Origin of the sequence: Burkholderia sp. LK4, from assembly GCF_001043615.1 — a bacterium.
Taxonomy (GTDB): Bacteria; Pseudomonadota; Gammaproteobacteria; order Burkholderiales; family Burkholderiaceae; genus Burkholderia; species Burkholderia cepacia.
This window is the reverse complement of the sequence record NZ_LDUL01000016.1, coordinates 1-21,731: the sequence shown is the minus strand read 5'-3', so window position 1 is coordinate 21,731 and position 21,731 is coordinate 1. Positions and strand designations below refer to the sequence as shown.

At 69.0% G+C, this 21,731-nt stretch carries 15 protein-coding genes; 12 read left to right on the top strand and 3 right to left on the bottom strand.

Annotated features, from left to right (window positions below):
- The first annotated feature begins 28 nt into the window (after positions 1-28).
- Complete coding sequence (gene alaS, locus VK92_RS08655; RefSeq protein WP_048025928.1) at positions 29-2,653, top strand: alanine--tRNA ligase; 2,625 nt, start codon at positions 29-31, stop codon at positions 2,651-2,653.
- 232 nt (positions 2,654-2,885) lie between these two features.
- Here the strand turns inward: alaS and VK92_RS08650 are convergent, their stop codons facing one another.
- Complete coding sequence (locus VK92_RS08650; protein ID WP_048025929.1) at positions 2,886-3,800, bottom strand: LysR family transcriptional regulator; 915 nt, start codon at positions 3,798-3,800, stop codon at positions 2,886-2,888.
- 124 nt (positions 3,801-3,924) lie between these two features.
- On the opposite strand from VK92_RS08650, the gene VK92_RS08645 reads away from it, so the two are divergent.
- The 11 genes from VK92_RS08645 (at position 3,925) to VK92_RS08595 (ending at position 20,263) form a co-directional block, all read left to right on the top strand.
- Positions 3,925-5,175: a YbfB/YjiJ family MFS transporter gene (locus tag VK92_RS08645; protein ID WP_048025930.1), complete on the top strand. Its 1,251-nt coding sequence runs from the start codon at positions 3,925-3,927 to the stop codon at positions 5,173-5,175.
- Between the two features lie 377 nt (positions 5,176-5,552).
- A complete protein-coding gene (locus tag VK92_RS08640; RefSeq protein WP_331457552.1) occupies positions 5,553-7,217 on the top strand; it encodes a ShlB/FhaC/HecB family hemolysin secretion/activation protein in 1,665 nt (554 codons plus the stop codon).
- Positions 7,218-7,281: 64 nt separating this feature from the next.
- A complete protein-coding gene (locus VK92_RS08635) occupies positions 7,282-10,440 on the top strand; it encodes a two-partner secretion domain-containing protein (protein WP_048025931.1) in 3,159 nt (1,052 codons plus the stop codon).
- Between the two features lie 386 nt (positions 10,441-10,826).
- Positions 10,827-14,270 (top strand): two-partner secretion domain-containing protein, encoded by a 3,444-nt coding sequence (locus VK92_RS08630; protein WP_048025932.1) that lies wholly within the window; start codon positions 10,827-10,829, stop codon positions 14,268-14,270.
- Positions 14,271-14,601: 331 nt separating this feature from the next.
- Positions 14,602-15,138, top strand: a complete 537-nt coding sequence (locus tag VK92_RS08625) for an NUDIX domain-containing protein (RefSeq protein ID WP_048025933.1) — start codon at positions 14,602-14,604, stop codon at positions 15,136-15,138.
- Between the two features lie 139 nt (positions 15,139-15,277).
- The gene (locus VK92_RS08620) at positions 15,278-15,715 is read left to right on the top strand and encodes an acyl-CoA thioesterase (protein ID WP_021157113.1); all 438 of its coding nucleotides are present in this window, start codon (positions 15,278-15,280) and stop codon (positions 15,713-15,715) included.
- Positions 15,716-15,724: 9 nt separating this feature from the next.
- Positions 15,725-16,660 (top strand): branched-chain amino acid ABC transporter permease, encoded by a 936-nt coding sequence (locus VK92_RS08615; protein WP_048025934.1) that lies wholly within the window; start codon positions 15,725-15,727, stop codon positions 16,658-16,660.
- Positions 16,653-17,882, top strand: a complete 1,230-nt coding sequence (locus tag VK92_RS08610; RefSeq protein ID WP_048025935.1) for a branched-chain amino acid ABC transporter permease — start codon at positions 16,653-16,655, stop codon at positions 17,880-17,882. The genes VK92_RS08615 and VK92_RS08610 overlap by 8 nt, the downstream gene beginning before the upstream one ends.
- Positions 17,879-18,631: an ABC transporter ATP-binding protein gene (locus tag VK92_RS08605; protein WP_048025936.1), complete on the top strand. Its 753-nt coding sequence runs from the start codon at positions 17,879-17,881 to the stop codon at positions 18,629-18,631. Before VK92_RS08610 ends, VK92_RS08605 begins: the two co-directional genes overlap by 4 nt.
- The gene (locus VK92_RS08600; protein WP_048025937.1) at positions 18,628-19,332 is read left to right on the top strand and encodes an ABC transporter ATP-binding protein; all 705 of its coding nucleotides are present in this window, start codon (positions 18,628-18,630) and stop codon (positions 19,330-19,332) included. The genes VK92_RS08605 and VK92_RS08600 overlap by 4 nt, the downstream gene beginning before the upstream one ends.
- 184 nt (positions 19,333-19,516) lie before the next feature.
- On the top strand, positions 19,517-20,263 hold the full coding sequence (locus VK92_RS08595; protein ID WP_021162382.1) for a glucose 1-dehydrogenase: 747 nt from the start codon (positions 19,517-19,519) through the stop codon (positions 20,261-20,263).
- A gap of 52 nt (positions 20,264-20,315) precedes the next feature.
- On the opposite strand, the gene VK92_RS08590 is transcribed toward VK92_RS08595, so the two are convergent.
- Together VK92_RS08590 and iolB are read right to left on the bottom strand one after the other, a co-directional pair.
- Positions 20,316-20,810, bottom strand: a complete 495-nt coding sequence (locus VK92_RS08590; protein ID WP_048025938.1) for a heme-degrading domain-containing protein — start codon at positions 20,808-20,810, stop codon at positions 20,316-20,318.
- Positions 20,811-20,892: 82 nt separating this feature from the next.
- Positions 20,893-21,711, bottom strand: coding sequence for a 5-deoxy-glucuronate isomerase (gene iolB / locus VK92_RS08585; protein WP_048025939.1), 819 nt, complete (start codon positions 21,709-21,711; stop codon positions 20,893-20,895).
- Positions 21,712-21,731: the final 20 nt, after the last annotated feature.

Genomic DNA, 21,731 nt, shown 5'->3' with positions numbered 1-21,731 from the left:
CGTCTTTGCCAGACTGTCCCCGCACGCCATGAAAGCTGCCGAAATCCGCGAGAAATTTCTCAAATTCTTCGAATCGAAGGGCCACACGATCGTCCGCTCGTCGAGCCTCGTGCCCGGTAACGACCCCACGCTGATGTTCACGAACTCCGGCATGGTCCAGTTCAAGGACGTGTTCCTCGGCACGGACCCGCGCCCGTACTCGCGCGCCACGACGGCGCAGCGCAGCGTGCGCGCGGGCGGCAAGCACAACGACCTCGAGAACGTCGGCTACACGGCGCGCCACCACACGTTCTTCGAGATGCTCGGCAACTTCTCGTTCGGCGACTACTTCAAGCACGACGCGATCAAGTTCGCGTGGGAACTGCTGACCACGGTCTACCAGCTGCCGAAGGACAAGCTGTGGGTGACCGTGTACCAGGAAGACGACGAAGCCTACGACATCTGGGCGAAGGAAGTCGGCGTACCGACCGAGCGCATCATCCGCATCGGCGACAACAAGGGCGCGCGCTACGCGTCGGACAACTTCTGGACGATGGGCGACACCGGCCCGTGCGGCCCGTGTACCGAAATCTTCTACGACCACGGCCCGGACGTGTGGGGCGGCCCGCCGGGGTCGCCTGAAGAAGACGGCGACCGCTACATCGAGATCTGGAACCTCGTGTTCATGCAGTTCAACCGCGACGCGCAGGGCAACATGACGCGCCTGCCGAAGCAGTCGGTCGACACCGGCATGGGCCTCGAGCGTCTCGCCGCGGTGCTGCAGCACGTGCACAGCAACTACGAGATCGACCTGTTCCAGAACCTGATCAAGGCCGCCGCGCGCGTGACCGAGATCAGCGACCTCACGAACAACTCGCTGAAAGTGATCGCCGATCACATCCGCGCGTGCTCGTTCCTGATCGTCGACGGCGTGATCCCCGGCAACGAAGGCCGCGGCTACGTGCTGCGCCGCATCGTGCGCCGCGCGATCCGCCACGGCTACAAGCTCGGCCGCAAGGGCGCGTTCTTCCACAAGCTGGTGGCCGACCTCGTCGCCGAGATGGGCGTTGCCTATCCGGAGCTGAAGGAAGCCGAGCAACGCGTGACCGACGTGCTGCGCCAGGAAGAAGAGCGCTTCTTCGAGACGATCGAGCATGGCATGTCGATCCTCGAAGCCGCGCTGGCCGACGTCGAGGCCAAGGGCGGCAAGGTGCTCGACGGCGAACTCGCGTTCAAGCTGCACGATACGTACGGCTTCCCGCTCGACCTCACGGCCGACGTGTGCCGCGAACGCGGGATGACGGTCGACGAGCCGGCATTCGACGACGCGATGGCGCGCCAGCGCGAGCAGGCGCGCGCGGCCGGCAAGTTCAAGGCCACGCAGGGCCTCGAATACACGGGCGCGAAGACCACGTTCCACGGTTACGAGGAAATCGCGTTCGACGACGCGAAGATCGTCGCGCTGTACGTCGACGGTTCGTCGGTCAACGAAGTGAAGGCCGGCCAGGATGCGGTCGTCGTGCTCGACCACACGCCGTTCTACGCGGAATCGGGCGGCCAGGTCGGCGACCAGGGCGTGCTCGCGAACGCCGCGACGCGCTTCGCGGTGGCCGATACGCTGAAGGTGCAGGCCGACGTGATCGGCCATCACGGCACGCTGGAGCAGGGCACGCTGAAGGTCGGCGACGTGCTGCGCGCGGAGATCGACGCGCACCGTCGTGCGCGCACGCAGCGCAACCACTCGGCCACCCACCTGATGCACAAGGCGCTGCGCGAAGTGCTCGGCGCGCACGTGCAGCAGAAGGGTTCGCTGGTCGACGCGGAAAAGACCCGTTTCGACTTCGCGCACAACGCGCCGATGACCGACGACGAAATCCGTCGCGTCGAGCAGATCGTCAACAACGAAATCCTCGCGAACGCGCCGGGCATCGTGCGCGTGATGCCGTACGACGAAGCGGTGAAGGGCGGCGCGATGGCGCTGTTCGGCGAGAAGTACGGCGATGAAGTGCGCGTGCTCGACCTCGGCTTCTCGCGCGAACTCTGCGGCGGCACGCACGTGCACCGCACCGGCGACATCGGCCTGTTCAAGATCGTCGTCGAAGGCGGCGTCGCGGCCGGCATCCGCCGCGTCGAGGCGATCACCGGCGACAACGCGCTGCGCTACGTGCAGGAACTCGACGCGCGTGTGAACGAAGCGGCAGCGGCGCTGAAGGCGCAGCCGTCGGAACTCACGCAGCGGATCGCGCAGGTGCAGGACCAGGTGAAGTCGCTCGAGAAGGAGCTGGGCGCGCTGAAGTCGAAGCTCGCCTCGAGCCAGGGCGACGAACTCGCGCAGCAGGCCGTCGAAATCGGCGGCGTGTACGTGCTGGCGGCGACGCTCGACGGCGCGGACGCGAAGACGCTGCGCGAAACGGTCGACAAGCTGAAGGACAAGCTGAAGAACGCGGCGATCGTGCTGGCGGCCGTCGAAGGCGGCAAGGTCAGCCTGATCGCGGGCGTCACGCCGGATGCGAGCAAGAAGGTCAAGGCCGGCGAGCTCGTGAACTTCGTCGCGCAGCAGGTCGGCGGCAAGGGCGGCGGCCGTCCGGACATGGCGCAGGCGGGCGGCACCGAGCCGGCGAACCTGCCGGGCGCGCTCGCGGGCGTGAAGGGCTGGGTCGAAGAGCGCCTCTGATCGGCCTGGCCGGCGCGGCGCCCGCAAGGGCGGAGCGCCGGCCCGCACCGCGCGATTCTTTCGACGGAATCGCATGAAACGACCCGATCGGCATCGGTGCCGGTCGGGTCGTTTTGCGTTTACGCGCCGTGTGTGCGGCCGATCCGCCATCGTGCCTGACGCACGGACGGTTGCCCGGTACGCAAACGGACGGTGCGTGAGTGCGCCGTCGCGCGCCCGTTGGCGGATCGCTTCAGGCCGGCAGCGCCACGTGCGCTTTCTGTACGGCGTCCTGCTGCCGCTCGGCTTCCCCAAGCGCATCGCGCAGCGCGGCGAGCGCCGCCGACGCATAACCCTGCCGCCATGCGAGCAGCGTGTCGATGCCCTCCAGCTCGGGGATCACGTGCGCGGCGATGTTGCCGGTCTCGGGCTGCAGGTCGAGTACCGAACGCGGCGCGACCGCGACGCCCGCGCCGGCCGCGACACACGCAACGATCGCGTGATACGAGCCGAGTTCGAGCACGCGCGCCGGCTTGACGCCGTGCGCCGAATACCACCGTTCGACGTACTTGCGATACGTGCAGCCGCGCTCGAATGCGATCAGCGTCGGCAGGATCACGTCGCGCGGCGTGCGCACCGGTGGATGGCCGCGCGGCGTGAGCAGCACGAGATCCTCGCGGAAGATCGGCACCGTCTCGAACGTGTCGGGCAGCGTGTCCGGCGCCGGCGGGCGCGCGAACAGCGCGGCGTCGATCTCGAAGTCGCGCACGCGCTCGATCAGCCAGCCCGTCGTGCCCGTCACCAGTTCGAGCGACACGTCGGGCCATGCGTGGTGATAGCGCGCGAGCACGGTCGGCAGCCGGCTCGCTGCCGTGCTTTCCATCGTGCCGAGCCGCAGCCGCCCGCGTGGCGTGTCCTCGCGCACCGCGTCGCGCGCCTCGTCGGCGAGCGCGAGCAGGCGCTCCGCATATGGCAGCAGCGTGTGCCCGGCCGGCGTCAGCACGAGCCGGCGGCCGTCGCGCACGAACAGCGCCGCGCCGAGTTCTTCCTCGAGCTGCTTGATACGCGTCGTCACGTTCGACTGCACGCGATTGAGCTTGGCCGCCGCGCGCGTCACGCCGTTCTCGCGCACCACGGCCCGGAATATCGCCAGTGCCGCCAGATCCATGATTCTCTCCGAGCGATGAATGGATTCTCAATTATTCATTTTTCGAGAACGTTTGGTCAAGCTACGATGGAAACGTTCCGATTTCCGATCCGGCCGGCGCGTTCCGCGCGCGGCCCATGCCGCCATGTCCCGTTCCGATGCCCCGAGCGCCGCTGCCGGCGCGCCTTCCGTCGACGATACCGACCGCCGCGCCCGCACGGTCGCGCTGGCCTGCATGGTCGGCCTCGCGATCGTGCTCGGTGTCGGCCGCTTCGCGTTCACGCCGCTGCTGCCGCTGATGCTCGCCGACGGCTCGATCGGCCTGAAGGCCGGCGGCTGGCTCGCGTCGGCGAACTACGCGGGTTACTTCGTCGGTGCCGTCAGTTGCGCCGCGCTGCGGGTGGCGCCCGCGCGCATGGTGCGCGTCGGGCTCGTGGCCACCGTGTTGCTCACCGCCGCGATGGGTGTCGGCCACCTGCTGCCCGTGTGGCTCGCGGTGCGCTTCGTTGCGGGCGTCGTCAGCGCATGGACCTTCGTCTTCATGTCGCAATGGGGGCTGCGGCGGCTGGCCGAACTGGTCGCGCCGGAGTGGAGCGGGGTGATCTACGCGGGGCCCGGCGTGGGCATCGTGGTGACGGGGCTGATCGGCAGCGCGCTGGCCGGCCAGCGCGCGGCGTCGGGCTGGCTCGGTTTCGCGGCGCTGTCGGCCGTGCTGTCGGTCGCGATCTGGCGCACGTTCGGCAGTGCGCCGGTGTCGGCAGCCATGCCGCCGGCCGTGACTGCCCGGCATGCGGCGACGGTCGCGGCGCCGCACGACACGCGGCGCCATCGTGCGGACGCCGCTTGGCTCGTCGTGCTGTACGGCATGCCGGGCTTCGGCTACATCATCACCGCGACGTTCCTGCCCGTGATCGCGCGCGCCGCGCTGCCGGCCGGGTCGCCGTGGCCCGACCTGTTCTGGCCGATGTTCGGCGCGGCGCTGATCGTCGGCGCGGTCTCCGCTTCGCGGCTGCCCGGCCACTGGGACAACCGGCTGCTGCTCGCGGCCGGTTGCGCGACGCAGGCGCTCGGCATCGCGGCCGGGATCGTGTGGCCGAACGCGGCCGGTTTCTCGGTCGGCAGCCTGTTGCTCGGCCTGCCGTTCACCGCGATCACGCTGTTTGCGATGCGCGAGGCGCGGCGCCTGCACGGCGAACGCGCGGCCGGGCTGATGGGCTATGCGACCGCGTCGTACGGCGTCGGGCAGATTGCGGGGCCGCTCGTCGCGGCGCCGCTGGTGGCGCGATACGGGGCGTTCACGCCCGCGCTGTGGGTCGCGGCCGCGGCGCTGCTGGCTGGGGCGGCGGGGTTCGTGGCGATGACGGCGGTTGCCGGTGCGCATCGACGGCGCGCGTGATACCGACGGACGATGCCGTCGGCGCGCACGGGCGACGTGTCGATTGCCCGGGGACGATGCCGTTTCGATCCGGGTAAATTAATAGGATTACTATTTTTCCCGGAAGCGGATTAGTACGCGACTGATTTTTAAAGACGATTGCTGCGCAAATTTCGTACCTGATCTACATACATCCGGAATGCCTGTCTGTAGCATCCGCCGAATAAATTGATCGCCGGAGGGGTCCGGCGATTGCACTTCGGATGCAGTGGCGCATGTGGGTAGATCAACGAAGAATTATCGTCCGTTGCCGTAACGACATCGGTTGTTTAGTCATCACGGGCGCAAGTACAGCCGGTTCACCGCCCGGGGTGGTTGCCGACAGTGGTGTGCCGCGCGTGCTTCGGGGCGCCGGCAGCATGCTGTGCCTGTCGTTGCTGTGGGGCGCGGGCGTGGCGGGCGTGCCCGGGCAGGCACACGCACAGGTGCCGAACGCCGGAGCGACGATGCGCGACGTCGAAACGTCGCGTCCGGCGCTGCCGCCGAAAGCCGCGCCCGATCTCGAGATCGTTCCGTCCGAAAGCGCCGCGCAACCGCAACCGGATGCCGGGCCGCGCATCGCCGTGCGCGCGTTCCAGATCGGCGGCAACACCGTATTCGACACCGCAACGCTGCAGGCGCTCGTCGCCGGGCTGGCGGGCGACGCGCTCACGTTTGCCGACCTGCAAGGCGCGGCCGAGCGGATCACCGCCTACTATCGCGAGCGCGGTTACGTGCTCGCGCGCGCCTACTTGCCGAAGCAGGACATCGAAGACGGTGTCGTGCGCATCGAAGTCGCTGAAGGGCGCTACGGCAAGATAGAGATCCAGAATCATTCTCGCGCACTCGACGCCGTGCTGCGGCAGCCGCTTGCCGCGCTGCATCCGGGCGACGTCGTCCGCGGTTCCAGCCTCGAGCGCAGCCTGCTGCTGCTCGACGATCTGGCGGGCGTCGGCGCGCGCGGCACGCTGCGCCCCGGCGAAGCGCCGGGCACCACCGATCTCGTCGTCGATGCCGAACGCGGGCCGCCCGCATCCGGGTCGCTCGAATTCGACAACTTCGGCGGGGTGTCGACGGGGCGCTACCGCGTCGGCGGCAGCGTCGACGTCAATGCGCCGCTGCGGCTCGGCGATCGCCTGAGCCTGCGCGGGCTCGTCAGCGACGAACGGCAACGCTATTACCGCGCCGCCTATCAGGTGCCGGTCGGGCCGGCATCCACGCGGGTCGGCGTCGCGTATTCGTCGTTGCGCTACCGCGTCGCGGGGCGGTTTTCCGATCTCGAGATGAGCGGGCGCGCCAGCGTCCAGACCGTCTACGTCGCGCAACCGCTCGTGCGCGCACGCGATTTGAGCGTCACCGCGCAGGTGCAATACGAGAACAAGAACCTGCACGACACCTACGGCACTTTCTCGCTCCAGAACGACAAGAACGTCGGCCTGTGGACCTTCGGGCTCAGCGGCAACAGCCAGGACGGCTGGCTGGGCGGCGGCCGCAACGGCTTTTCCGTGATGTTCGGCGTCGGGCGGTTGCGCAGCAGCGATGCGTTCGAGGCGAATCCTCTGACGAAGTCGATCGGCGGCTTCAAGAAGCTCAACGTGGACGCGCAGCGGATCCAGGCGCTGGGCGGCCGTTTCCAGTTGTACGGGCAGGTCAGCGCGCAGTTCGCGTCGCGCAATCTCGACTCGTCCGAGAAATTCAGCCTCGGCGGCCCGTACGGCGTGCGCGCCTACGCGCTCGGCGAAGGCAGCGGCGACCAGGGCTGGCAGGCCAGCGCGGAACTGCGTTATCTCGCCGCACCGGGATGGCAGGTCAGCATGTTCGTCGACGCGGGCGCCGTGCAGATCAACCGGCATCCGTGGACGAGCGAACGGAATACGCAACACATGCAGGCGGCGGGTATCGGCGCGAGCTGGTTCGGCGCGAAGCGCCAGGTGTCGCTGACGGCCGCATTGCCGCTTGGCCGGGGCGGCGATTCGCCGACCCGCGCGCCAAGCGTATGGGTTCAGGCCGCTCAGTATTTCTGAGTGGGCGTGATCGGCTGCTCGGTCGTTTCACGAGCATTCAAAAACCAGATAAAGAGGATTCCAAATGAATAAGGCCTATTCACTCGTATGGAACGAAGCGCAGGGCGGCTGGTGCGCGGTGAGCGAAACCGCGCGTCGCCGTGGCAAGGCGGGTGGCGGCAAGCGTCTGCTGGCGGCCGGGGTGTCGCTGCTGGGTCTGGCAGCGACGAGCGCGTATGCGTTGCCGACGGGGGGCGAGGTGGCCTCGGGGAAAGCGGATTTCGCGACGTCTGCTGACGGCAAGACGATGTCGATCAACCAGCACACGGACAAGCTGATCACGAACTGGCAGGACTTCAGCGTGGCCGGCGGCGAGCGCGTGTCGTTCCAGCAACCGGGCATCAAGTCGATTGCGTTGAACCGCGTGATCGGGACGAACGGCAGTCAGATCCATGGACAGATCGACGCGAACGGGAAGGTGTTCGTGGTGAACCCGAACGGCGTGGTGTTCGGCGCGGGTGCGCAGGTGAACGTGGGCGGTCTGGTGGCATCGACGAAGAACATTTCGGATGCGGATTTCCTGGCGGGTAACTATCGGTTCTCGGGCGCGTCGGACAAGTCGGTGGAGAACGCGGGGGCGATCACGGCAGCCGAAGGCGGCAGTGTGGCGCTGCTGGGCGCACGGGTGTCGAACACGGGCGTGATCCGCGCGCAGGCAGGTCGCGTGGCGCTGGGTGCGGGCGACGCGTTCACCGTGAACTTCGACGGCGACGGCCTGCTGAACCTGCAGGTGGAAGGCGGCGCGATGGACGCGCAGGCGCACAACGGTGGGCTCCTGAGCGCGGAAGGCGGTGAAGTGCTGATGACGGCCCGCGCGGCGAACGGCCTCCTGAACGCGGTGGTGAACAACAGCGGGACGATCGAGGCGCAGGGCTTGAAAGAGCGCGACGGGAAGATCGTGCTGGACGGCGGCCTGGTGCAGGTCGCGGGCAAGTTGAACGCGGCAGGCGGTGACGTGACGACGCGTGGCGAACAGGTGAAGGTGGCGGTCGACACGCAGGTCGACACGCGTTCATCGTCGGGCCGCACGGGTACGTGGACGATCGAGTCGGCGAACGCGAACGTCGACGGCGCGGACGCTGCGATCGGCGCGGCAACGATGTCACGCGCGCTGGGCACGACGAACGTCGCATTGACGAACACGTCGGGCGGCCTGACGGTGGATGGCGCGGTGAACTGGACGAGCGACCATACGCTGGCGCTGACGTCGCAAAAGGGCGACGTGGCGCTGAAGCAGGCGGTGACGGCGAGCGGCACGAAGGCGAGTGTGAAGGCAACCGCCGCAGGCGAAATCCTGATTGACGACAAGCTTGCGCTGACGGGCGATCAGGCGCATCTGGAACTGAACTCGGCGAAGGGCCACCGGCTCACGCAAGACAAGGCGTCGGTGACGCTGTCGGGCCGCAACGCATCGTTCTCGTCGAACGGCGAAGGGTATCAGGTGATCCACGACGTGGCGGGCCTGCGCAACGTGGACCGCGACCTGAAGGGCCGCTACGTGCTGGGCAACGCGGTCGACGGCAAGAACGGGGCATTCCAGAGCATCGGTGCGAACAGCGCGTTCGAAGGCGTGTTCGACGGTCTCGGCAATACGGTGTCCCGGCTGAAAATCAATGGCAGCGGCTCGTCCATCGGCCTTTTCGCCGAGAACCGCGGGCGTATCGCCAACCTCGCGCTCGATTCGATCGCGGTGAACGGCGCGAGCACGTCGATCAGGACCAGCATGATGATCGGCGGTCTGGCCGGCGCCAATCGCGGCGGGACGATTTCGAACGTCCGCGCAACGCAGATGAGCATTGTGTCGTCCGGCACCGGCTATAGCATCGCGGGCGGTCTCGTCGGCGAGAACAACGCCGGCGTGATCGACGGCGCGCGCTTCCAGGGCTCGATCACCGGCAACGACAGAACGGTGAACATCGGCGGTATCGCCGGGACGAACGCCAGCTCGCGTATCGCGAACAGCCGTGTCGATGCCGAGATCAGGAACGTGCGGTCGCCGTCGTCGACCATAACGAATCTGGTGGGCGGCCTCGCCGGCCTGAGCTGGGACTCGACCATCTCGGATTCGTCGAGCGCCGGCCGGATTATCGCGGGCAACTCCGTGTACGCGGGCGGCCTCGTCGGTCACGCGGTCGGCGGCGCCATCGACCGCTCGAACTCGTCGATGGCCGTCTCGGCCGGTCAAGTCGGCATGGTTGGCGGGGCGATCGGCTCGAACGTCTATACCACGCTGTCGAACGTGTCGGCGAGCGGCAACGTCAGCGCGACGTCCGGGGTGGAAATCGGCGGTCTCATCGGTCGTAGCGATTACGCGACGATTCGCGATTCGTCGGCAAGCGGCAATGTCAGTGCGACGGCGAACAGCAGGATCGGCGGCTTCATCGGCACGAATGCCAACAGCAGGATCAGCCATTCGCACGCGACCGGCAACGTGACCGGCAACGGCTCGGCGGCGACCGGCGGTTTCGCGGGCGTGAACGACGGCGGCAGCCTGCTCGTGGACGTGTCGGCGAAGGGGCGCGCGGCGGATGCCGGACGCGGCGTCGTCGGCGGTCTGGTCGGCCGGAATGCCGGTGCGATTCTGCAAGGTAACGCGTACGGCGACGTGAGCGCCGGCAATGCGAGCAGCATCGGCGGGCTCGTGGCCGTGAACGACGGATCGATCGATCATTCCCAGTCGAGCGGCGCCGTGCGCGGCAGCCAGGACAGCAGCGTAGGCGGTCTGGTCGGCACGAATCGCGGCAGGGTGGTGTCGTCGAGTTCGACGTCGAACGTGGTGTCGGGGCGCGGCAGCTACGCCGGGGGCTTGATCGGCGAAAACCGCGGCAAGCAGGCCATCGTGAGCGGTTCGACGGCAGGCGGCACCGTGACGGCTACCGGCGGACTGTACGCGGGCGGGTTTGCCGGCGCGAACGACGGCTTGATCGACGGTTCGGAATCGTCGGGCACGGTCTTCGCGTCGGGTGCGTATGTCGGCGGCTTTGCGGGCCAGAACTACGGCACGATCCGTTCATCGCGTACGAGCTCGAAGATCGACTACCCGGCGCAGACACGGCCGTTGTTCGCAGGTGGTTTTGCCGGACTCAATGCGGGCAGCATCGAATCGAGTCAGGCGACGGGCGCCGCATCGACGGAGCCGTTCGTCGGTTTAAACATCGGCATGATCGACGGCAAGCCCTGGTAATGCAGGTCAGCGTTGGATAACGCGCTGGGCATGTCACGGGGCGGCAATCGTGCCGACCCGTGACAATGACCGCCCATTCCGATCGTTTCGGGCGGCATTCAAGGCCCGACCGGATTTTCTGTGTCTCGGTCGACCTGGGCGGCAGGCGCCGTACCGACGTCCGCGACGCAAGTCCGGCTGCGAATTTTACCATCCCTATTCTGATATTAATATAGGAATGCGAATCTAATGTTGATCGAAAGCCGAGCGCGAACGTGAATTTGCTCGGCGGGGGCAGGGGCAGTCTGTCGAGCAGAAGTGTTCATGCTGCCCGGTTTTAGCCGGGTAGCGTGATCGGAGGCCCATCGAAGATGGGCCAGTTGAAATGTCAAAAAAGAGGATTCCAAATGAATAAAGCCTACTCGCTGGTATGGAACGAAGCGCAAGGCGGCTGGTGCGCGGTGAGCGAAACCGCACGTCGCCGCGGCAAGACGGGTAGTGGCAAGCGCCTGCTGGCGGCCGGGGTGTCGCTGCTGGGTCTGGCAGCGACGAGCGCCTATGCGCTGCCGACGGGCGGCGAGGTGGCCTCGGGGAAAGCGGATTTCGCGACGTCTGCTGACGGCAAGGCGATGTCGATCAACCAGCACACGGACAAGCTGATCACGAACTGGCAGGACTTCAGCGTGGCCGGCGGCGAGCGCGTGTCGTTCAAGCAGCCGGACGTCAAGTCGATCGCGTTGAACCGGGTGATCGGGACGAACGGCAGCCAGATCCACGGCCAGATCGATGCGAACGGGAAAGTGTTCGTGGTGAACCCGAACGGGGTGGTGTTCGGTGCGGGTGCGCAGGTGAACGTAGGCGGTCTGGTGGCGTCGACGAAGAACATCTCGGATGCGGATTTCCTGGCGGACAACTACCGGTTCTCGGGGGCCTCGAGCCAGTCGGTGGAGAACGCGGGGGCGATCACGGCAGCCGAAGGCGGCAGTGTGGCGCTGCTGGGTGCGCGGGTGTCGAACACGGGCGTGATCAGCGCGAAGGCAGGTCGAGTTGCGCTGGGCGCCGGTGACGCATTCACCGTGAACTTCGACGGCGAGGGCCTGCTGAACCTGCAGGTGGAAGGCGGTGCGATGGATGCGCAGGCGCACAACGGCGGCCTGCTGAAAGCGGAAGGTGGTGAAGTGCTGATGACGGCACGCGCAGCCAATGGCCTGCTGAACGCGGTGGTGAACAACAGCGGGACGATCGAGGCGCAGGGTTTGAAGGAGCGCGGCGGGAAGATCGTGCTGGACGGCGGCCTGGTACAGGTCGCGGGCAAGCTGAACGCTGCAGGCGGTGAAGTGACGACGCGCGGCGAGCGAGTGAAGGTGGCGGGCGACGCACAGGTCGATACGCGCAGCGCGTCGGGCCGTACGGGTACATGGACGATCGAATCGGCGAACGCGAACGTCGAGAATGCGAACGGCGCGCAGCGCGGCTCGACGATCGACGGCACGAATTCGAACGTAGCGAGCGCGGACGCCGCACTGGACGCGGCAACGCTGTCACGCGCGCTGGACACGACGAACGTGGCATTGACGAACACGTCGGGCGACCTGGCGGTGAATGGCGCGGTGAACTGGACGAGCGACCATGCGTTGACGCTGACGTCGAAGAAAGGCGACGTGGCGCTGAAGCAGGCAGTCACGGCGAGTGGTGCGAAAGCAGGCGTGAAAGCAAACGCCGCAGGCGAAATTCGCGTGGACGACAAGCTTGCCCTGACGGGCGATCAGGCGCATCTGGAACTGAACTCGACGAAGGGTCACCGCTTCACGCAGGACAACGCTTCGGTCACGCTGTCGGGCCGCAACGCCTCGTTCTCGTCGAACGGCGAAGCGTATCAGGTGATCCACGACGTCGCGGGCCTGCGCAACGTGGAGCGCGACCTGAAGGGCCGCTACGTGCTGGGCAACGCGATCGACGGCAAGGGCGCGGCGTTCCGGAGCATCGGCGCGAGACGCGCGTTCGACGGCGTGTTCGACGGCCTCGGCAATACCATCCGCGATCTGTCGATCTCCAATCCGGGCAGCAACGCCGTCGGCCTTTTCGAGGCCAACGGCGGGCGCATCGCCAACCTCGGGCTCGACCGGATCTCGACGCGCGCGGTCGTGCCGTACGGCCGGTCGCCGGCCAGCGTCGGCACGCTGGCGGGCTACAACTTCGGCACGATCTCGGACGTGAAGGCGACGAACGTCGCGGTGAGCGGCGAAGGCATGACGATTGTCGGCGGGCTCGTCGGCAGCAACTACGGCGGATCGATCGAGCGCGTCTCCGTGCTGGGTTTCGTCAACGGCGGCAACGATGCGCTGCACGTCGGCGGGCTGGCCGGTGAAAACATCTCGTTCATCTCGCCCGGTGCCGACGATGCGCTGATTCGCGACAGCCGTGCGGACGTCCAGGTCCTCAGTGCGTCGAACGGCAGCGCAGGCGGGCTCGTCGGGGACAACCGCGGCCTCGTCGACGGATCGACGGCGACCGGCATCGTCAACGCACGCGGCAGCGGCGCGCGCGTCGGCGGGCTGGTCGGCGTCAACAATGGCGGCGTGATCAACGCGTCGACGGCCGTCGGCGATGTGCGGGGCGCCCGCAACGCATCCGTGGGCGGCCTCGTCGGCCACAATGCGGGCCGGGTGGACGCATCGACGTTCAAGGGCATCGTGGCGGCGACCGACGGCGCGCGTGTGGGTGGCCTGGTCGGCGAAAACCGTGGCGTCGTGAGCGCGTCGACCGCAGCCGGCAGGGTAATGGGCGGTGCGTCGAACGTCGGCGGCCTCGTCGGCGCCAACTTCGCGAGCGTGCGCGACTCGGCGGCCAGCGTCAACGTAGAGGCCGGCATGGCAGGCGTGGCGGGCGGGCTGGTCGGCCACAACGCGGGCAGGATCGACGCGTCGAGCACCGACAGCTACGTGATGGCAGGGGCGAACGGCATCGCAGGCGGGCTGGTCGGCCGCAATGCGGCGACCGGCGAAGTGCTCGCGTCGTCGGCGGCTGGCGACGTGATCGCGGGCGACTTCGCAACGGCCGGCGGACTGGCCGGCGTGAACGACGGCGCGATCCGCGGTTCGTCGGCGAAGGGGGCCGTGATGGCCGGCATGATGGCGCAGGCCGGTGGACTGGTCGGCGTCAATGCGGGCACGGTGCAGGCGTCCAAGTCGACGGGTTCGGTCGTCAGCGATTTCGAGAGCGTCGTCGGTGGCCTCGTGGCGTCCAACAGCGGCGTGATCGACGGATCGTCCGCGTCGGGCGATGTCAGGGCCGAGTTCGGCAGCATCGCCGGCGGGCTCGTCGGCCGCAACACGGGTACGGTGCGCGACGCCGGCGCGACGGGCACGGTCGCCGTGATGGGGACGGGCAAGGCCGGTGGGCTGGTCGGCTTCAATGCCGGCCGCGTGTCGTCGTCGAGCGCAAGCGGCGACGTGCTGGCCGATCGGCGCAGCTCGGTCGGCGGCCTGATCGGCGAGAACTACATGGGCGCGTCGGTCGAGCACTCGAGCGCGACCGGTTCGGCGGCCGGTAGCCACGACAGCTACGTCGGCGGCCTGGTCGGCTTCAATAGCGGCATGGTCGCATCGTCGTCGGCAGCCGGCACGGTTTCCGGCGGCTACTATGCGCGGCTCGGCGGCCTGGCCGGCGCGAACTTCGGCACCTTCGACAACTCGACGACGGCAACCCGCGTCGCGCTGACGCCGGGTTACGGTCAGCAAGCCGGTGCGTTTGCGGCGCTGAACTTCGGCCTCTTCAAGGGCAGCAGTGCAACCGGCGCTGCTGCGGGGATGCCTCTCGCCAATCTCAACTACGGCCAGATCCGCGACTGACCGGTGCCTCCCATGTCGGCGGCCCGGCCTGACCTGACCGGATCGCCGGCAATCCTGCCGCACGCGGCGGCACGCGCAAGGGAACGGGCCTTCGCCCGCGAGCGGGACGCGACTCGCCGGGCGTGCACGCGCATGCCCGGTGCGCAAACGGGTCGGGCGCGAACGCGGGCCGAACGCCGGCGGATGGCATCGCCCGCGCGGTTCCGGCCGGTTCGTCCGGCCGTCGCAGAAATCCTCGGCGCCGCGCAAACTCGCTAGAATCGAGACTTTCCCGCGCCGAACGCGACCGGCGCCGCCGCTGCAGGCGGCCCCGGTCGCCCCATCTCCATCGATGACCACCGCCGATTACCGCTTTTGCCCGCGCTGCGCCAGCCCGCTCACCGAGCGTGCCGATCCCGACCACGAAGGCGGCCGCATCCGCCAGGCCTGCCCCGACGACACCTGCGGCTACGTGCACTGGAACAACCCGCTGCCCGTCGTCGCCGCGATCGTCGAACTCGACGGCAAGATCCTGCTCGCGCGCAACGCGGCCTGGCCCGAAGGGATGTTCGCGCTGATCACCGGTTTCCTCGAAAACGGCGAGACGCCCGAGGACGGCATCGCGCGCGAGGTGTACGAGGAAACCGCGCTGAAGGCCGAGCACGTGTCGCTCGTCGGCGTGTACGAATTCATCCGCAAGAACGAACTGATCATCGCGTACCACGTGCGTGCGTCGGGCACGGTGTCGCTATCGCCGGAACTGCTCGAATACCGGCTCGTCGATCCGCCGCTGCTGCGCCCGTGGCGCGCCGGCACGGGCGTCGCGCTCGCCGACTGGATGCGCGCGCGCGGCCTCGATTTCGAGTTCGTCGACCGGCCGGGGCAGTGACGGGCCGGCCTGCCCGCAGGATATCGTCCGCCGCGCCGCGAGCGATCGCGACGCGGCGTTCCGCTTTTCGCCGGCGTGCCGTGCCGCACGGCCGCCGCGCGTCGTCCTCGTCGTTCCCATCGTCCTGACCGCCATCGCCATGTCCGACAAGCCGCAACCGCGTCCGCGCGACGCCTACCGCCACTTCCTGCCGATCACGACCCGCTGGATGGACAACGACGTCTACGGGCACGTGAACAACGTCGTCTACTACAGCTACTTCGACACCGTCGTGAACGAGTACCTGATCCGCGCGGGCGTGCTCGACGTCGAGCACGGGCAGACGATCGGGCTGGTCGTCGAGACGCAGTGCAACTACTTCGCGCCGCTCGTGTTCCCGCAATCGGTCGATGCGGGGCTGCGTGTCGTGAAGCTCGGCACGTCGAGCGTGCGCTACGAGGTCGGGCTGTTCGCGCAAGGCGATGCCGCGCCCGCCGCGCAGGGGCATTTCGTGCACGTGTACGTCGATCGCGGGACGCGCCGTCCCGTGCCGCTGCCCGACGCGTTGCGCGCCGCGCTCGAGCCGCTCACTGCCTGACGGCTCGCGGTGCACGCGCTCGCGCTCCAGGCCTTCAACGGCCTCAGCTACGGCTTGCTGCTGTTCATGCTGTCGGCCGGCCTCACGCTGATCTTCAGCGTGCAGGGCGTGCTCAACTTCGCGCATGCGAGCTTCTACATGCTCGGCGCGTATGTCGGCTACAGCATCGCGGCCCATGCGGGCTTCTGGCCGGCGCTCGTGCTCGCGCCGCTTGCGGTCGGGCTGCTCGGCGCCGGCTGCGAACGCACGTTGCTGCGCCGCGTGCAGGCGCACGGCCATACGAACGAACTGCTGCTGACCTTCGGTCTCGCTTACCTGATCGGCGAGGGCGCGAAACTCGTCTGGGGCCTCGCGCCGTTGCCGGCGCCCGTGCCGCCGCTGTTCGACGGTGCGCCCGTGAGCGTTTTCGGCCTCGCGTTGCCGCGCTACCGGCTGTTCATGATGGCGATGTCCGCGACGATGCTGGTCGCGCTCGGCGCGCTGCTGCGCGTGTCGCGCATCGGGCTCGTCGTGCGTGCGGCGCTCACGCATCGTGCGGCCGTCGAGGCGCTCGGCTACGACGTGCCGCGCGTGATGACGGGCCTGTTCGGCGCCGGCACCGCGCTCGCGGCGCTGGCCGGCGTGATCGGCGCGCCGCTGGCGGTGATCGAACCCGCGCTGGCCGAGACCGTCGGGTCGGTCGTGTTCGCGGTCGTCGTGATCGGCGGGCTCGGCTCGCTCGGCGGCGCGTTCGTCGCGTCGCTCGCGGTCGGCTTCGCGCAGACCTTCGCGGCCGCGAGCGACACGTCGCTGCGCGACCTCGCGTCATGGGCCGGCATCGTGTTGCCCGACCGCGTGGCCGCGGTGTCGATCGCGCAACTCGCGCCGCTGGTGCCGTACCTGCTGCTCGTCGCGGTGCTGGTCGCGCGGCCGCGCGGGCTGTTCGGAGAACGGGTCGATGCGTAGCCGCGTGCTCGCCGGATGCACGCGCTGGGCGCTGTTCGCCGCGTGCTTCGTGCTGCCCGCGTGGCTGTGGCCGCATGGCGCGGTGCTCGGCTATCTTGCGCAGACGGCTGCGCTCGTCGTGCTCGCGCTGTCGTACAACCTGCAGCTCGGTACGACCGGGCTGCTGTCGTTCGGGCACGCGGCGTTCGCGGGCCTCGGCGCGTTCGCGGCCGCGCACTGGTTCAACCATATGGGCGGCCCGCTGCCGTTGTTGCCGCTCGTCGGCGGCGTGGCCGGCGCGGGATTCGGATTCGTCGCCGGGTTGCTCGCGACTCGCCGTTCCGGCACCGCGTTCGCGATGATTACGCTCGGGCTCGGCGAATGCGTCGCGGCCGCCGCGTGGAGCGTGCCGGCATGGTTCGGCGGTCTCGGCGGCGTGCCGATCGACCGCGCGGGCGGCACGACGTGGGGCGGCTGGCAGTTCGGCGCGCCGGCGCACGCGTATGCGGTGATTGCCGCATGGTGTGTCGCGTCGGCATGGGCGATGCACGCGCTGACGCACACGCCGCTCGCGCGGCTCGCGAACGCGGTGCGCGACAACCCGGCGCGCGTCGCCGCGCTCGGCACCGATCCGCGCCGCGTGCGGCTCGCGATGGTCACCTGCGCGTCGTTCTTCGCGGGTATCGCCGGTACGCTGACGCTGATCGACATCGAGATCGCGACGCCCGACAGCGTGTCGATGGCGCGCTCGGCAACCGTGCTGATCGCCGCGGTGATCGGCGGCACCGGCGCGTTCTTCGGGCCGGCGGCCGGCGCCGCGGTGCTGACCGCGCTGAGCATCGGCGTCGCGGGCGTGTCGCGCGCGTGGGCGCTGTACCTCGGCGTGCTGTTCGTCGCGATCGTCGTGGCCGCACCGCGCGGGATCGCCGGTATCGCGCAAGCGGTCGCGCACGCGTTGCGGCGCGGCGCGCCGGGGGCCGAGCGGTGGCGCCTGCTGTGCGGCATCGGCGCGTGCGTGTTCTGGGGCGTCGCGGTTGTGTGCGCGGCCGAGCTCGGTTATGCATGGCGCTTCGCGCAGGACGACGGCTCGGGTCTCGCATTCGGCGCGTGGGGCATCGATGCCGATACGCCGGCCGGCTGGGCCGTCGCGTGCTCGGCGGCCGGCATCGGCACGCTGCTGTGGGGCTGGCGCGCGCGGTTCGTGCAGGGCAGCCAGGCCGGCAAGCGGGAGGACGCGCGATGAACGGCAACGCGATCGCGCTGCATGGCGTCGTGCAGCGCTTCGGTGCGCAGACCGTGCTCGACGGCGTCGAACTGAGTATCGCGGCCGGCGAGCGCCATGCGCTGATCGGGCCGAACGGCGCGGGCAAGTCGACGCTGTTCGGCGTGATCGCGGGCGCGACGCGGCCGACGCGCGGGCGGGTCGTGCTGCACGGCGTCGACCTGCGCGGGCGCGGGCCGGTCGTCGCGAGCCGCCTCGGCATCGGCCGCAGTTTCCAGCAGACGAGCGCGTTCGCGCGGCTGACCGTATTCGACAACCTGCGCTGCGCGGCGCTGCATGCGCCCGCCGAACGGCGGCGCTGGTGGAACCGGCTGCGCGAATCGGCGTCGGTCGATCTCGCGGCCGCGCGCGTGTTGCACGACATCGGGCTCGATGCGCGGCGCGGCGCGCTGGCCGCCGAACTGAGCTATGCGGAACAGCGCGCGCTCGATCTCGGGATCGCGCTCGCGAGCGGCGCGCGCACGCTGCTGCTCGACGAACCGACGGCCGGCATGAGCCGCGAGCAGGCGGCGCGGATGATCGCGCTGATCCGCGCGACGACGCAAGGCCGCACGGTGCTGATGATCGAGCACGACATGGACGCGGTGTTCGGTTTCGCCGAACGCATCACGGTGCTCGTGCGCGGCGCGGTGGTCGCGACCGGCGCGCCCGATGCAATCCGTGCCGATTCTCGCGTGCGCGCCGCGTATCTGGGAGAGGGGCGCGCATGAGCGCACTGCTCGACATTCGCGGCCTGCGCGCGTGGTACGGATTGCAGCCGGTGCTCGACGGCGTCGATCTTGCGCTGGCACCGGGCGAGACGCTCGCACTGCTCGGCCGCAACGGCTCGGGGCGCTCGACGCTCGCGAAGGCCGTGCTGGGGCTCGTGCGCACGGCCGGCTCGGTGCGCATCGCCGGTGCCGAATGCGCGGGTGCGCGCACGTTCGAGATCGCGCGGCGCGGTGTCGCTTACGTTGCCGAAAGCCGCGACGTGTTCCCGCTGCTGACGGTGCGCGACAACCTGCGGCTCGGGCTGCGCGGTGCCGGCGGTGCGGCCGAACGCGCGGCGCTCGAACGCCTGTTCGAGCGTTTCCCGCTGCTGGCCGCGCGCGCGGACGTGAAAGCCGGGCGGCTGTCTGGCGGCGAACAGCAGGTGCTCGCGCTGGTGCGTGCGCTGGCTGGCCGCCCGCGCGTGCTGATCGTCGACGAGCCGGCCGAAGGGCTCGCGCCGCTCGCGGTCGACGAAGTCGGCGCCTGCCTCGCCGCGCTGCAGGCCGACGGCGTCGCGATCCTGCTGATCGAGCAGCGGCTGCAGTTCGCGCCGCGGCTCGCACGGCGCGTCGCGGTGATGGGGCGCGGACGGATCGTCTACGACGGCGCGCTCGACGGCCTGGACGGCGAGGTCGCCGATGCGTGGCTGAGCGCCGGCTGACGGCGCGCGATCGATTGTTCGGCAAACTCCGCCAGTCAATTCGTGTCGAGCCGCTTTATCGCGGCGGTGCCGCACCGTACATTGCCAGTCAGGCCGGTCGTCGTCACAACGCGTCGACGCGTCAACGCATCGTCGCGGCAACCGGCGCCATCCATCGAAGGTCTTCTGACTGAGGAATGAAATCATGAGCAAGCTGGCAGGCAAGGTCGCGATCGTCACGGGCGGATCGAAGGGCATCGGCGCGGCAATCGCGAAGGCACTGGCCGCCGAAGGCGCGTCGGTCGTCGTCAACTATGCGAGCAGCAAGGCGGGTGCCGACGCGGTCGTCGGCGCGATCGTCGAAGCGGGCGGCCGCGCGGTCGCGGTGGGCGGCGACGTGTCGAAGGCAGCCGACGCGCAGCGCATCGTCGATACGGCGATCGACACGTACGGCCGTCTCGACGTGCTCGTCAACAATTCCGGCGTGTACGAATTCGCGCCGATCGAGGCGATCACCGAAGAGCACTATCGCCGTCAATTCGACACGAACGTGTTCGGCGTGCTGCTGACGACGCAGGCAGCCGTCAAGCACCTCGGCGAAGGCGCGAGCATCATCAACATCAGCTCGGTGGTGACCAGCATCACGCCGCCCGCCAGCGCCGTCTACAGCGGCACCAAGGGCGCGGTCGACGCGATCACCGGCGTGCTCGCGCTCGAACTCGGCCCGCGCAAGATTCGCGTGAACGCGATCAACCCGGGGATGATCGTGACCGAGGGCACGCACAGCGCGGGCATCATCGGTTCGGATCTCGACAAGCAGGTGCGCAGCGAGACGCCGCTCGGCCGCCTCGGCGAGCCGGACGACATCGCGTCGGTGGCCGTGTTCCTCGCGTCGGACGATGCACGCTGGATGACCGGCGAGCATCTCGTCGTGAGCGGCGGGTTGAACTGATCGTGCGGGGCGGTGCATCGGCGCGCTTGCGCCGGTCGTGCCGCCGTTGTCGTTACGCGTGCGGCGCGAGTGCGTAACGGCCGACGTGCCACTGCAGGCTCTCGACGACGAGCGCGTGATTGTGTTCCGAGTCGAGCCCCGCGATCGTCATCGCGCCGACGATGCCGGCCCCGGCAACACGCAACGGCACGCCGCCGCCGTCGAGCGCATAGTCGTCGTCCGACAACCCCTGCGACTGCAACGACCAGCCGGCGCGACGAAAGCGCTCGCCGACCGCGAGTGAGCTGAGACCGAAGCGCAACACCGTGTTCTGTCGGCGGCGGATCGCGTGGCTGTCGTTCGCGTGGCTGCCGTCGAGCGCGCAATAGAACAGCGGCGCCTGCTCGCCGACGATGCTCACCGCGATCGGCAGCCCGCGGCGCGACGCGAGGTTGACCGCGATCTCGCCCATCCGGCGGGCAAGCGCCGCATCGAAGCGCGGCAGCGCCGGGTTCGACGCGTCGTCGTCGAACGGGTGGGGATCGAGGCGAAAGAGGGTCGTCACCATGGCGGCTCCGTGGCGTTCCCGGCGCTGGGTGCGCGTGCCGGGCATCGCATCGTCACGGGCCGCGCGCGGGCCCGTTTTCCATTCAGCGCTTCGGCGCCGCGTCGAGCATCCATTCGTGCGCGGGGTCATTCCTGAACGCCCACGCGCGGCTCGGTCCGGCCATCACGTTCAGGTAGTACAGGTTGTAGCCGTGCGGCGCGACCACCGGATGGTAGCCGCGCGGCACCATCACGACGTCGTGGTTCTCGACCGCGCACGCTTCGTCGAGGCTGCGGTCGTCCGTGTACACGCGCTGGAACGCGAAACCCTGCGGCGGATCGATCCGGTGGTAGTAGGTTTCCTCGAGCGAGGTTTCGTCGGGCGCCGCATCGCGGTCGTGCTTGTGCGGCGGATAGCTGCTCGAATGGCTGGCCGGCGTGACGACCTCGACGACGAGGAGGCGCTCGGCCGCCGGGTTGTCGCCCATCAGGATGTCGCACACGTAACGCGTATTGGTGCCTTGCCCGCGTACCGAGCGGCGCATCCGTTCGCCGTCGAGGCGTTGCACGGGTTTGTCGCCGCTCGCATACGGCGCGGTGCACAGCGCGATTTCCGCATCGCGCGTCGCGACCAGCGTGACCGTCTTGCCGCCCGGCACGTACAGCGCATCGGGCGATACGTCCTCGAATACGCTGTCGCGCTTGCCGAGCGCATCGTGGGTCGTGCCGTCGACCTCCGCGCGCACCGTGCCCGTGAGCACGACGACGCACAGTTCCCGCGTGCCCGTGTCGAGCGTTTCGGTGTCGCCGGCTTTCAGGCGCAGCGCGCGAAAGCCGACATGCTTCCAGCCGGCCGATTCCGGCGTGACGTTGCAGATTTCGCGGTCGGCAGAGGCTTTGACCAGCAGGGGAGAAATCGTCATGGGGTGGGGCTCCGCAATGG